This window comes from Candidatus Palauibacter sp., assembly GCF_965222475.1.
GTDB lineage: Bacteria > Gemmatimonadota > Gemmatimonadetes > Palauibacterales > Palauibacteraceae > Palauibacter.
Genome location: NZ_CBDCUB010000007.1, coordinates 343,967 through 357,578 on the forward strand (window position 1 = coordinate 343,967; position 13,612 = coordinate 357,578).

Consider the following 13,612-nt stretch of genomic DNA (forward strand, 5'->3'; position numbering starts at 1 on the left):
CTCACGCCGAAGTCCCCGCCCGCGTTGCCGAGGACGACGACGTCGCCGGCGATCTGCGGGGAACCGGTGCTCGTGTAGGAGAGCGAGCGGTCGAGGAAGGTGTCGACGCGCCAGATTTCCTCGCCCGTCGCCGCGTCGAGCGCCACCAGGTACCCGTCAAAGGTGCCGACGAAGATGCGGCCCTCCCACACCTCGAGGCCCCGGTTGATGGGACCGCAGCAGCCCTTCCTGCTGTAGCTCGGATCGACGACGGGGTCGTATCGCCAGACCGTTTCCCCCGTCGTCATGTCGAGGGCGGCGACGCTCCCCCACGGCCCGGGTGCGTACATTACGCCGTCCGCGACGACAGGGGTCGCCTCGAGCCCCCAGTGCACGCTGCCGACGTGCGAACGCCACTCGTACTCCCACGCGAGCCCGACCGCGGCCGCGTTCATGACGTGGATGCGCCCGAGCGGGGAATAGCGCGTCTCGCCGAAGTCGCGGCCGGAGGTCAGCCATTCCGCCGCCACCGTGTCGGTCGCGAGCAAGCGGTCCCGATCGACGCCCCCGGCCGCGGAGCCGTCGGGCCTCGGCTCGCAGCCCGTCACGGCCAGGGCCGCGAGGACCGCGGCGGCGAGCGGGTGGGAGACTGGAGCGCGGCCCTCCACGGGGATCGGAGCAGTCCGTCAGAAGCGGGGGGTTACGGTGAGCCGGAAGCTTCGGGTCGGTCCCGGGCTCCGCTCCTGCACGTCCACGTACTTCGCCTGAAACAGGTTCTCGATCTTCGCCTGTATGTCCGTTCCCAGAAGCCGGGTGTGCATGCGTACGTCGACGAGGGTGATCGATCCCCGGTCGTCCAGCGGGAAGGCGAGGACCTGCTCCACGCGGGTCCGATAGCGGAAGTCGATCGCGACGAGTTGGCGCCAGCCCGAGACCGTCGCCGTGAAGTTGTGGCGCGAGCGGTAGGGCAGCGCACGGCCGGTCCCGTGATCCTCCGTATCGAGGAACGTATAGCTGGTGCTGACGTCGAGACGGCTCGGGATCACCCCGACGCGCAGTCCCGCGTCGACGCCCCGCACCATGGCGTCGGCGACGTTGCGGAACTGGAAGGTGAAGAATTGGTCCGGCGCCGGAGACGGCTCGATGAGATCCGTGTAGTCGCTCCGGAAGAAGCCGGCATCCACCCACACGCGGTCGCTCAGGCTGACCGTCGCGCCCACCTCGCCGGCCCAGGCGGACTCTCCCCGCAGCTCGAGATTGGGGACGACCCGGAACCCGAACTGGGTGGTGGACGTGAACTGCTCGGACACGCTCGGCGCCCGGTAGCCGCGGCTGAAGGATGTCCTGAGACTCACTCGCTCGCTCGCCTCGAAGACGACACCGAGCTTCGGGTTGAGCACCAGATCCTCCATGGCCGCGGAGGCTTCGTGGTAGTCGAGCCTCAGTCCGGCGGAGCCGCGAACCCGGTCGGAGAACGTGATCTCATCCTGCGCGAACACCGCGAGGTCCGTGACGTCGGGCGCGGGGTCGAGGAAATTCGAGGTCACGCCGGTCCACGCGCCTTCCCCCCCGATGGTCAGGGCGTGCGACCGATTGGGGAAGAGGGACCATTGCACATCGGTGCCGACCCGCGTCGAGCGGTGGAAGTCCTCATTGTCGTGGAAGTGATTCTGGGACCGCGCGTGGTAGATGTGCGGCCGCAGCTGCAGGCGGAAGGTCGGCGTTACGATCGGATTCGCCGTCACCCCGAACACGACGTCGTCCGTCCGTATCCAGTCGCCGAGTTCCGTCGGGTCGACTTCGAGCGGACGATCCGCCGAAAGCCAGGTGAAGAACTCCTCTTCGTCCCTCCGAGTCCAGTTGACGAAGACTTCCCACGGATTGGGGGAGTCCGCGGGGAAGACGGTCTTGAGCCGCATTCGTGAGCGGCTGAGTTCCCCGTTCTGCCGGAATCCGTCGGACCCCTCGCGCGCGAGGTAAAGGGTCGTGCCCACGTCGCCGAGACGGCGGGAGTGCTGGAGGGCGATCCCCTCCCGGCTCAGACTCTCATCCGTGAACGAGTGCGAGGACGGAGTGTCGAAGAGCCCGTAATATCCGCGCACGATCGTCTCGGGTTCCGCGGGGGGGCGTTTCGTGATCACGTTCACGACGCCACCCAGCGCGTTCGTGCCCCACAGCGTGGAATGCGGGCCCTTCACGATCTCGATCTGGTCCACGTCCAGCACCGGGAGACCGCTGAAATCGATCGAGGCGCCCACGCCGGACAACACGCGGTGGCCGTCCAGCAGCATGAGCACCCGGCTTCCGACGCCCCGCGCAAGTCCTGTGGCGCCGCGGATGTCCATCTGGCCGGAGTTGAAGATCACGCCCTGGGCGAAGGGGAGCGCCTCGTCGAGGGTCACGATGTCGCGGCTGAGGAGTTCCTGACCGCTCATGACGGCGACGCTCACGGGAGCCTCGCCGGGCTGGGCGACGGTGCGGCTCGCCGTGACGGTCAGTTCGGGCACATGGAACATCCGGTGCTCGAGCAGGATCCGAAGATCGGCGGCTGCACCGCCCTGCAGCCGGCGTTCCTCGCTGCGGAAGCCCGGAGCGATGACGATCAGCGAAAAGGTGCCCCGGGACGGCGACACGATGGTGAAGCTTCCATCGGCCCGGGTCGTGGCCCGCAACGGCGTATTGCGGATGAACACGGTGGCCCCGACGATCGGCAGATCGGTCTCGGCATCCAGGACGGTGCCGCGCACCGCGTCCCGGACCTGGGCGCCCAGCGGGGCGCTCGCCAGAAAGACGGCGAGCGCCGCGCCGGTCACAACACAACGGCGAAAGCCGGCCGCTATTGCCGCTGCCAAACTGTAGTCGAGACGGCGGCCGGGGGCTCCGTTACCATGACAGTGAGGACGTTACCCGCCAGCGAATAGGTGCCACGACCCTGCTGCAGGTTGCCGGTCTGCTCCCACGATCCATCAGTGCGAATCACGAAGGTTCCCTCATCCATAATGGTCGAAGTACCGCCGGCCCCATCCGGATACATCAGGGTGAGACTCAGGTTGCCAGTCGCCTCATCGCCGCTAACGGACGTCTGGGTCAACGAGAACGTCCCTGATACGAGAGGAGGCGTCAGCGTGAGTCCACCCGAGAGCACAGACGAGAGGGACACCAGCGCATACGACCCGGTCAGATTGGGCGGTGGCTCGACGGCGGGCGGCTCCGGCTCCATCGGATCGTCGCCTCCGCCGCAGCCCGCGACAAGCGTGGCGACGACGACCGGCACAAACAACATGAACAGGCGCTTCTTCATAGGAGTTCTCCCTGTGCGTTGATGCCGGGCCGGGGTCAGTCGCCCCCGCCCGCTCTGTCCATCATTCGGTCCCGCGCGGCGCGAAACTCGTTCCCCTCGCGCCAGTTGGGCCACTCGGCGCCTTGTGCCAGCCTGTAGCCCACCTCGAACAACAGCCTCAGGTCGTCCACGGCGCCGTCCAGATCCCAGGACGGGTCGTACTCGTCCGTCGGCTTGTGATACCGCTCGGCCGTGTATGCCTCGCGCATCCGCCGGCCGTACGACTCGCCGCGCTCCACGTGGTCGATCCCGGAGTCGGTGTACAGGGCCGGCACGCCCCGCTTCGCAAAGTTGAAGTGATCGGAGCGGTAGAAAAAGCCCTTTTCCGGCTCCGGATCCGGGCGGATCACGCGGCCCGCCGCCGAGACGACCGCTTCAAGGTAGCCGTCCAGATCGGAGTTGCCGAGACCGACGACCGTGATGTCGTTCATCGGCCCCACCGTGTTGAGGCCATCCATGTTGATCGCGGTCACGGTTCGATCGAGGGGATGGACGGGGTATTCGCCGTAGTGATCCGAGCCGAGGAGGCCCTGTTCCTCGGCGGTTACGGCGAGGAACAGGACGGTGCGGGCCGGCGGCCGCTCGAGGCCGCCGAAGGCCGCGGCGATCTCGATGAGGCCCGCCACGCCGGTCGCGTTGTCGAGCGCGCCGTTGTAGATCTCGTCGCCTTCGAGCGTCTCGTCCCTCCCCAGATGGTCCCAGTGGGCCATGTAGACGACGGCTTCCTCGGGATGTTCGGAGCCGGCGAGGCGGCCGACGACGTTGTGCGACATCGAGCGCTCGATCGTGTTGCGGATCTCGAGGCTGGCCGCGAGTCCCAGAGACATCGCCTCGAAGTCCTCGCGGGCCGCCCGCACACCCAGCGTCGCGAGGTCGAGACCCGCCCGCTCGAACAGCGCGGCGGCGGCATCGAGCGTCAGCCAGCCCTCGACCGCCGGACGGGAGAGGTTGGCGTCCTCCGCAACGAGACCGAACTGGGGGCCGGACCAACTGCTGGCCACAACCTCCCACGGGTATCCCGCCGCATCCGTCTCATGGATGATGAGGGCCCCCGCCGCGCCCTGCCGCCCGGCCTCCTCGAACTTGTACGTCCAGCGGCCGTAGTACGTCATCGCGCGGCCGTTGAAGAGGGCGGGGTCGCCGGTCGCGTAGCCCGGATCGTTCACGAGCATGACGACGGTCTTCCCGGCCACGTCCACCCCGGCGTAGTCGTCCCATCCGTACTCCGGGGCGACGATGCCGTACCCGACGAAGACCAGTTCGGAGTCCGCGAGGCCGCTGCGGTCGATGACGCGCTTCGTCCAGGCCATCATCTCGGTCCCGTACGCGAGCGTCTCCTCGCGGTCGTCGCCCGAGATCGCGAGCCGCATCCCGGGATCGGCCGTGAGCGACACGAGGGGGACCGGCTGCAGCCACTCCCCGTCGTTGCCGGGGTCGAGCCCGGCGGCCCCGAACGCCTCGGCCAGGTAGGCGATCGTGAGTTCCTCTCCCCGGGAGACCGGCGCGCGTCCCTCGAACTCGTCCGAGGCGAGGACCGCGATGTGCTCCCTCAGCCCGGCGTCATCGATCCCCCGCAGCGCGCCGGCCGGCACTTCCGGGTCCGGAGCACACCCCCAGGGCGCCATCAGCAGTCCCCCGCACAGCGCGGCGACGCGGCGAAGCTGTCTCGCCGTTCGGCGGTCATCGCTCATCTTCGCCACCGCGACCATCGGGGGAGAGACGCCCCGGTGGGGAGAGACGCCCGGCTCCCCCGCCCGACGCGGCGACGGGGCCGGCCGAACGGTCGATGAGGACCGGGTCGCCGAGCCCCAGCGCCGAGAGGCGCTCCAGCTGCGTTCTCGCGTCGCCCACCACGAGCCAGATGAACCGCCCGCGGTCGAAGTACTCCGCGGCCAACTTCCGGATGCGTTCGACCGTCATCTCCCGGACGACGGTCTCCCGGCGAAGGAGATAGTCCGCCGGGAAACCGTAGGCGCTCATGTCCGCCAGGATCCCGAGCTTGTTCCCCAGCGTCTCGAACGCGCGGGCGTTGGTCTTGAGGAGGAAGCTCTGCGTGGCCGCGAGATCCTCCTCGTCGAACCCGGGGCCGTAGCCGTCCAGCAGATCGCGGATGATCTCCAGCGACTCGTAGGTCACATTCGAGCGCACGGAAGACGAGATGAGGAACGGGCCCGGGAGCGCCGTGCCCCGGAATCCTGAGCCGACACCGTAAGTGTAGCCCTTCCCCTCGCGCAGGATCTGTGTGAGGTCCGAGGCGAAGCCCCCGCCGCCCAGTCGGAAGTTCGTCACCTGAGCGGGCCAGAAGTCGGGATCGGTCTCGGCCAGCGCGAGATACCCCACCCGCAGGACGGACTGGCTGGCGTTCGGCACATCGACGAAGTAAAGGCCGGGCGCCGCAGCCTGGACCGCGGGCGCGGAGGGAAGCTCCGGGGCGGCGCCGCTCCAGCGCGTGCCGATCCCCTCCAGCGCCGTGGTCACTTGGTCCGGAGTCGCCGCGCCGGCGACGTGCACCGCGGCCCGGACCGGCGTCAGGACGCGCTCGTAGTAGGCCCGCAGCTCGTCGAGGCCGAGGGCACCGACCCCGTCGACCGTGCCGCGGGCGTTGCTGCCCAGGATGTGGTCGCCATAGAGGAGCCGCGTCATCACGTCGACCGCGATCGCGGTCGGCGACGACGACGCCTGGCGGAGCTGGTTCCGGACCCGGTCCCGCGCGAGTTCGAACGCCTCGGCATCGAAGCGGGGTTCGAGCAGGATTTCCTCGACCAGGGCCATGGTCTCGGGGAAGTTCCGGCTCAGGGTCGAGCCCCGGATCGTGAAGGTCTCCCGGCCCGAGGTGACCGAGATCGAGGCGCCCAGCGCGTCGATCGCCTGCTCCAGTTCCTCCGGCGTCCGGTTCGCGGTGCCCTCGGTCATGATCTCGGCGAGCAGGTTCGCCGCCCCGATGCGGTCGGGGGCCTCGAGCAGGAGGCCGCCGTCGAGCCGAAGCTCGAATTGCACGAGCGGCGTCTCCCGGTCCTCGATGCCCTTGACGGGAACGCCGTTCGCCAGCGTCGCGGTCCACACGGCCGGGGCCGACAGGCTGGGCGGCGGGCCGAACTCCGGCTCGACCGCACGGTCGATACGCGAGGGCGTGCGCGGGATGTCGCCGCGGTCGTCGATGGCGACGGGCGCCTCGGCACCTGACACGATGGGCTCTTCCACCACCGTGGCGAGCAGCGAGCCCTCGAGCGCGAGTTCCGGCTGGCCGCGGGGGATGAAGCTGGTCGCCACCGAAGGACGACCCGCCACATGGGTCTCGTAGACGCGGAGGATGTCCGCTTCCGTCACGTCGAGGATCCGCTCGATGTCGTCCGCCACATAGCCGGGATCGCCCGCGAAGATGTTGTACCGCGCGAGCTGAAAGGCCTTGCCCAGAACGCTCGACAGGCCGCGGTAGAAGGAGGTCTCGTATCCGGCCTTGACCCGCTCCAGGTCGGCGGTGGAGATCCCCTGCTCCTCGAACCGGGCGAAGGCCCGCTCGACGGCCCCTTGCACCTCGTCGAGGTCGGTGTCCCGGAAGGCCCGGATCGTGAGCCGCATCTGGCCCGCCAGTTCCTGGTGGAAGGCGAACATGCCCGCCGAGGGCGCGAGCTTCTCCTCCTCGACGATCACCTCGTAGAAGGGCGCCGTCTTTCCGTCCGTGAGGAGGGTGCCGAGGAGGGTCAGCGGGTACGAGTCCGGGTGATACATCGGGACCGTCGGCCACGAGAGGGTGAGCTGGGGCAACTGGGCGAAATTGTCCTCGTGGAAGAGGCGCGTCGAGGCGTCCAGCGACACCTCGGGCGGCGTCGGGCGGTCGGGCATCGGCCGGGACGGGATCTCGCCGAAGTACCGCTCGATCCACTCCCGTGCCTGCGCGATGTCGATGTCGCCGGCCACGACGAGCGTCGCGTTGTTCGGTCCGTACCACTTCTCGTGGAAGTCCTTCGTGTCGGCGAGCGTGGCGCCGTCCAGGTCATCGAGCGAGCCGATGACCTGCCAGCGGTACGGGTGCCCTACCGGATACACCGCCTGGTCGATGACGAAGCTCGCGTGGCCGTACGGGCGGTTGTCCACGCCCTGGCGCTTCTCGTTCTTGACGACCTGCTTCTCCTTCGCGACGACGTCTTCGGTCACCGTATTGATGAAGAAGCCGAGCTTGTCGGCCTCCGCCCACAGCGTCTTCTCGAGGGCGTCGCTCGGCACCACCTCGAAGTAGTTCGTGCGGTCGCGGCTCGTCGACCCGTTCGTCGAACTGCCCACCCGGGTCATGAGGCGGTCGAGGCCGCCCGGGCCGAGGTTCTCGGAGTCGAGGAAGAAGAGGTGCTCGAACAGGTGCGCGAAGCCGGTCTTGCCGGGGACCTCGCGCGACGACCCGACGTGGAACGTCATCGCCACCGCGACCACCGGGTCGGAGCGGTCGACGTGCAGGACCACGTCCAGCCCGTTGGGAAGTTCGTACTTCTCGTAGTCGATCGTGAATCCGCCGCCGCCGGCCGCGCAGGCGGAGAGCGCGACCGCCAGGGCGGGGACCAGCGGCGCGAGGTGGCGCCGGATCGGGTGGGGAACGGACATTGGAAGATCCCTTACTTCGGGTCAGGGTCGGGGAGGCCGCCCCTCGAATCAAAGGGATCGGACACGCCCACGCCACCCGCGGACCACGGAGGACGACGGAGGCATCCCGATGCGCAGGACACAGTTTCTCTCGACCGGGTTCCGCGTTCCGGACCGCGTGGTCACCAACGACGAACTCGCGTCCATGATGGACACGTCGGATGAGTGGATCCGCCAGCGGTCCGGGATCGTGGAGCGGCGCTGGGTGGAGGAAGGCGAAGCGGGCTCCGATATGGGCGCGGCGGCCGCGACCATGGCGCTGGAGCGGGCCGGAATGAAGGCGGGGGACCTCGACTGCCTGATCGTGGCCACGGTGTCGCCGGATCATTTCTTCCCCGGCACCGGCGTCTTCCTGCAGCGCAAGCTCGGGATCCGCGACATCCCCTGCCTCGACGTGCGCAACCAGTGCACGGGGTTTCTATACGCGTTATCGGTCGCGGACGCCTGGATACGAACGGGGCGGTACCGGCGCATCCTCCTCGTGGGCACCGAGGTCCATTCCACCGGCCTGCACCGGAACGATTTCGGGCGCGACACGGCCGTCCTGTTCGGCGACGGGGCGGGGGCGGCGATTCTCGGTCCGGTCGCTCCAGCGGAGGGGGGGCGCGGAGACCGCAACGGGTCGGCCCGGGAGCGGGGCGTCCTGTCGGTACACATCCACGCCGACGGGCGGTTCGCGGAGAAGCTGTGGGTGGAGGCGCCGGCCTCGAAGTACGATCCGCTCATCTCGCACGAACACATCGACGCGGGTCTCACCTGCCCCTCGATGGACGGGAGGGAGGTCTTCCGACAGGCGGTGGCCCGGATGCCGGAGGCGGTGCGCGAGGCGCTGGACGCGGAGGGGCTGTCGATCGATGAGGTCGACATGGTGATCGCACACCAGGCCAACCTGCGGATCTGCCAGATGGTTCAGCGGGCGCTTCGCCTCCCCGATGATCGCATCTACAACAACATCCAGCGCTACGGGAACACGACCGCGGCGAGCATCCCGATCGCGCTCCACGAGTGCGTGGAGGAGGGACGGTTGGGGCGCGGCGACCTCCTCTGCCTGACCGCGTTCGGATCCGGCTTTACGTGGGGGAGCGCGCTTATCCGCTGGTAGCGGAACCCCGGTCTTCGCCGGTGTCGTCCCCGCCGTCTCCGCCGTGCTCGTGGTCCTCGTCGTCCGTCTGCCGCTCGACGACGATGGTGCAGTTCGTGACCAGCGCCGCGATGGCGCCGATCGCCGCCCAGGCGGGAAGCAGCAGCGTCCCCACGACGCCGAGCGCCAGAGGGACCTCGATCAACTCCTTGCCGTCTTCGTTCCGGATCGTCAGACGGCGGACGTTTCCCTCGCGGAGGATCTCCTTGATCTTCCTGACGAGGTTCGTGCCGCGGACTTCGTATTGTTCGCTCATGAGATGTCTCCTCCGGCTGGCCGGCGCGGGCCGGCGCAGGCGGCGGATTCGGGGCCGACCATGGTCGAGCGACGATCGCCGTTCAATGTTCTGTCAGAGTTCGACTATCCCGTCGTACCCCGGAACCGGTCCCGGAGGTCGCGACATCGAGGGATGTCCTTCGGGAGGAACAACATGGAACATAATCGAAACTGGAGTCATGCGTGGCGCGGAGCGGTCGCGCTCGGCACTCTCGCCCTCATCCTCGGTGCGGCCGGGTGTGGCGGGGGGACGGAGGACGCCGAACCATCGGGAGCGCTCCCCGAGGGCGCGGAGGCGTTCTCGCTTCTGGGCGAACTGCTCCATCCGAACCCGGCCCCCCCGGAGATCGCCGCCCGGCAGGCGCGCGACGTCCGGGAGGCGCGGGCGGACTACGAGGCGGATCCGGACGACGCCGACGCGATCATCCGGCTGGGCCGGCGCGTGGCGTACATGGGCTCCTATCGCGAGGCGATCGAGATCTTCTCGGAGGGGGTCGAGAAGCACCCGGACGACGCGCGCATGTACCGCCACCGCGGGCACCGCTGGATCAGCGTGCGGGAGTTCGACCGCGCGATCGAGGACCTCTCGCACGCCGCCGGTCTGGTTCGGGGCGAGCCGGACGAGGTCGAGCCGGACGGTCAGCCCAACGAGCGCGGGATCCCGACGAGCACGCTGCAGTCGAACATCCACTACCACCTCGCGCTGGCCCTCTACCTGAAGGGCGATTTCGAGGCGGCGCTGGCTTCGTACGAGGCGTACAACGCCGTCACGACGAACCCCGACCAGCTCGTGGCGATCTCGCACTGGTGGTTCATGGCCCTCCGCCGCCTGGGGCGGGACGCGGAAGCCGCGGCGGTGCTCGAGCCGGTGACGGCGGATCTCGATGTGATCGAGAACACGAGCTATCACCGGCTCCTCCTCATGTACAAGGGAGAACTCACGGCGGACGACCTCTGGGATCCGGCCAGCGAGGACCCGTCGGGTGTGGCGATCGCGTACGGGGTGGCGACCTGGCACCTCTACAACGGCCGCGAGGTTAAGGCGGAGGAGATGTACCGCCGCATCCTCCAGGGTTCCGGGTGGGCCGGCTTCGGCTACATCGGGGCCGAGGCCGAGATCGCCCGGCTCGAGGCCGGCGGCGCGTGACGGGCCGGGTCCGCGTGGCCTGAGGTCCCCCGAAACTTCTTCCACCGCCCACTCGTCTCCTCCCGACGGCCCCCCGTTTCTGCGGCAAGTCGCGTGCGGGATTACAACGTTTCGATGGCCCGGCGCGTCCCATCCCCCGAACTTGGCGGGTGGGGGCACCACCTCGACCGCAGCGTGACATGCGCCCGGCGAGGCTTGTATTTTTCGGGGGAACAACCGTGAGACTCTCCCTGTTTTCGATAGATGGCGCCGGACTGCCTCGGCGGTGGCCGGCTCTCGTGCTGTGCGCGGGCCTGGCGGGGCCGCTGGCGGCCCAGGATGCGGCGAACGGCGTCGAGACCCATGCGCGCGCCGCCGCGGCGCCGGCGCTCCACGCCGTGCGGGCACCGACGCTGCCGCACATCGACGGGCGGCTCGACGACGACGCCTGGAACGAGGCGCCGATCGCCCGCGACTTCGTCCAGTTCAGGCCCGACCCGGGCCGGCCGGCCAGCGAGCGGACCGAAGTCCGCGTGCTCTACACCGACGACGCGGTGTATATCGGCGCCCGCATGTTCGACCGCGACCCGGCCGGGATCATCCGCCGCCTCGCCCGCCGCGACGAGGAGGTGACGACGGACGCCTTCCACGTCGCCTTCGACAGCTATTTCGATCACCGCACGGCCTTCCGTTTCTCGGTCAGCGTCGCGGGGGTCCAGAGTGACTGGCTTCTCTTCTCCGACACCGCCGAAGACCCGGAATGGGATGCGGTGTGGGAGAGCGCCACCCGGACCGACGAGTCCGGCTGGACGGCGGAGCTACGGATTCCACTCTCGCAGCTCAGGTTCGCCAGATCCGGAGAGGCCGGCGGCGCGAGCACGTGGGGAATCAACTTCTGGCGGGAGATCGCCCGCCTGGAGGAGTCGAGCGTGTGGTCGCCGTTGCCGGAGGATGGTTCGCGGATCGTGTCCGCGTTCGGCACGCTGCGGGACCTCGAAGGCATTGAGCCGAGACGCAATGTGGAGCTGCGGCCCTACGTCCTCTCCTCGGCGACCCGGGCGCCCGGTACGGAGGACGATCCCTTCTACGCCGCCACGGCCCTGCACCGGACCGTGGGCGGGGACCTGAAGTACGGGATCACGGACAACCTGACGCTCAACCTGACGCTCAATCCCGACTTCGGGCAGGTCGAAGCCGATCCCTCGGTCGTGAACCTCACGGCCTTCGAGACCTTCTTTCCCGAGAAGCGGCCCTTCTTCCAGGAGGGGGCGGACATCTTCGAGTTCGCGGTCGGCGCCCCGGACGGCGAGAACAACGAGTCGCTCCTCTACAGCCGTCGGATCGGACGTCCTCCCCAGGGTTCGGTGACGAGTCCGTCCGAATACCGTGATGTGCCGGACGCCACGAAAATCCTCGGCGCGGCCAAGCTCTCCGGGAAGACGGCGGACGGCTGGTCGATCGGCTTCCTCAACGCGCTGACATCGAGCGAGCGCGGGCGGTTCAGCACGAGGACGGGGACGCTGGGCGAGCAACTCGTGGAACCGGTGACGAACTACGCGGTCGGGCGGGTCATCCGCGACTTCCGTGACGGGGAGAGCGCGATCGGACTCATCGCCACCGCCACGAACCGGCGGGTCGACGCCGGCGGGCCCGTGGCCTTCCTCGTCGACGCGGCCTACACGGGCGGGGTGGACTTCCGGCACCGGTTCGGTGGCGGGAACTACGAGGTCAACGGACACCTGATCGCAAGCGCGGTGATGGGGAGCGCGGAGGCGATCGAGCGGATCCAGCGGTCGTCGGTCCACTATTTCCAGCGGCCGGACGCCGATCACGTCGGCCTCGACCCGTCCCGCACGAGTCTCGCGGGAACCGTGGCCATGCTCAGCTTCTCCAGGGTCGGAGGCGGAAACTGGCGCTACGGGCTGTTCTCGGAGAACCGGTCACCCGGCTTCGAGATCAACGATCTCGGATTCCAGCAGAACACCGACTATCGGGTCGGGGCGGCCTGGGTGAACTACGAGCAGTTTCGTCCGCAGGGGCCGTTCCGGAGCTGGGGGGTGAACTCCGCCGTGTGGTCGGGCTGGACCTTCGGAGGCGAACGGCAGTTCACGGGCGGGAACGTGAACGGGAACTTCCAGCTCAAGAACTTCTGGCGCGGCTTCTTCGGGTACAATCACGAGGGGTCGGGGCTCGCGACGACGGCGCTCCGGGGAGGTCCGGCCCTCCTTCAACCCGCCCAGTGGAATACCTGGGCCGGGACGTTCACGGACTCTCGCAAGCCCGTGCAGCTGGGCGCGGTGGTCAACCTGGGCGGGGAGTACCGGACGGGGACGTTCCGCCGGGGGGTTTCCCCCCAGGTGACGATCCAGCCCTCGAGTCGCTTTCAACTCAACCTCGGTCCTCACTTCAGCCGCAACGACTCCGACTGGCAGTACGTAGCCCAGCCCCGCTCGGCCGCGGGCACGCACTACGTGTTCGCGCGGCTGAGCCAGCAGACGGTCTCCCTCACGACGCGGCTGAACTACACCTTCACGCCGAACCTCTCACTGCAGTTGTATGCCCAGCCCTTCGTCAGCGCCGGGAGCTTCGACCGCTGGATGGAGGTCGATGAACCGCGCGCCCCGAGGTTCAGCGACCGTTTCCGCGTCTACGAGGAGAGTCAGATCCGGCGCGTGGAGGGGAATGGCTTCGGGCTCTACCAGATCGACGCTGATCGCGATGGGACATCGGACTATTCGTTCGGCGATCCGGACTTCAACCTGAAATCCCTCCGCTCCAATCTCGTCCTTCGCTGGCAGTACCGGCCCGGATCGACGCTCTTCCTCGTCTGGAGCCACGATCAGCAGTCGTTCCTCAACGACGGGTCGTTCGCTTTCCGGCGCGATGTGGCGGACATCGCCCGGATTCCCTCCACGGATGTCTTCCTCATCAAGTTCGAGCACTGGCTGGGCCTCTGACCCGCTAGCTCGGCGCCGATCCCGCGCGTGCCCCGCGGCAGGCGACAGGCGCATCTTGTCCGTTCCGGTCTGTGGCCACACGATGCGGCCCGCGACATCCATCGGCGACGGGAGGGAGTTGCAGTGCGCGAATCGAGCGACTATGGGGTCCGCCCGGCGCC

Annotated in this window: 8 protein-coding genes and 1 pseudogene; 3 read left to right on the forward strand and 6 right to left on the reverse strand. The window is 68.6% G+C overall.

The annotated features are described in order from the left end of the window. Positions 1 to 23 precede the first annotated feature (23 nt). The 5 genes and pseudogenes from ACOQPP_RS13490 to ACOQPP_RS13510 form a co-directional block, all read right to left on the reverse strand. Positions 24 to 647, reverse strand: a pseudogene (locus ACOQPP_RS13490) (PQQ-binding-like beta-propeller repeat protein); the annotation flags it as partial. A gap of 18 nt (positions 648 to 665) precedes the next feature. After that, positions 666 to 2,792 carry a TonB-dependent receptor gene (locus ACOQPP_RS13495; RefSeq protein WP_419165989.1) on the reverse strand — a complete coding sequence of 709 codons (2,127 nt, stop codon included), beginning with the start codon at positions 2,790 to 2,792 and terminating at the stop codon, positions 666 to 668. Positions 2,793 to 2,815: 23 nt separating this feature from the next. Then, complete coding sequence (locus tag ACOQPP_RS13500) at positions 2,816 to 3,280, reverse strand: hypothetical protein (protein WP_419165988.1); 465 nt, start codon at positions 3,278 to 3,280, stop codon at positions 2,816 to 2,818. A 35-nt stretch (positions 3,281 to 3,315) separates the two neighbouring features. Further along, complete coding sequence (locus tag ACOQPP_RS13505) at positions 3,316 to 4,944, reverse strand: M28 family metallopeptidase (RefSeq protein WP_419166167.1); 1,629 nt, start codon at positions 4,942 to 4,944, stop codon at positions 3,316 to 3,318. 55 nt (positions 4,945 to 4,999) lie between these two features. Then, a complete protein-coding gene (locus ACOQPP_RS13510; RefSeq protein ID WP_419165987.1) occupies positions 5,000 to 7,912 on the reverse strand; it encodes a M16 family metallopeptidase in 2,913 nt (970 codons plus the stop codon). Positions 7,913 to 8,021: 109 nt separating this feature from the next. Between ACOQPP_RS13510 and ACOQPP_RS13515 the strand changes: the two genes are divergently transcribed. Beyond that, the gene (locus ACOQPP_RS13515; protein ID WP_419165986.1) at positions 8,022 to 9,053 is read left to right on the forward strand and encodes a 3-oxoacyl-ACP synthase III family protein; all 1,032 of its coding nucleotides are present in this window, start codon (positions 8,022 to 8,024) and stop codon (positions 9,051 to 9,053) included. Here ACOQPP_RS13515 and ACOQPP_RS13520 read toward each other — a convergent pair. After that, positions 9,040 to 9,348: a DUF4342 domain-containing protein gene (locus ACOQPP_RS13520; RefSeq protein WP_419165985.1), complete on the reverse strand. Its 309-nt coding sequence runs from the start codon at positions 9,346 to 9,348 to the stop codon at positions 9,040 to 9,042. The two genes, ACOQPP_RS13515 and ACOQPP_RS13520, sit on opposite strands and share 14 nt — an antisense overlap. 174 nt (positions 9,349 to 9,522) lie before the next feature. On the opposite strand from ACOQPP_RS13520, the gene ACOQPP_RS13525 reads away from it, so the two are divergent. Together ACOQPP_RS13525 and ACOQPP_RS13530 are read left to right on the forward strand one after the other, a co-directional pair. Further along, positions 9,523 to 10,515, forward strand: a complete 993-nt coding sequence (locus tag ACOQPP_RS13525) for a hypothetical protein (protein WP_419165984.1) — start codon at positions 9,523 to 9,525, stop codon at positions 10,513 to 10,515. Between the two features lie 218 nt (positions 10,516 to 10,733). Then, positions 10,734 to 13,451, forward strand: coding sequence for a DUF5916 domain-containing protein (locus ACOQPP_RS13530; protein ID WP_419165983.1), 2,718 nt, complete (start codon positions 10,734 to 10,736; stop codon positions 13,449 to 13,451). Positions 13,452 to 13,612 lie beyond the last annotated feature (161 nt).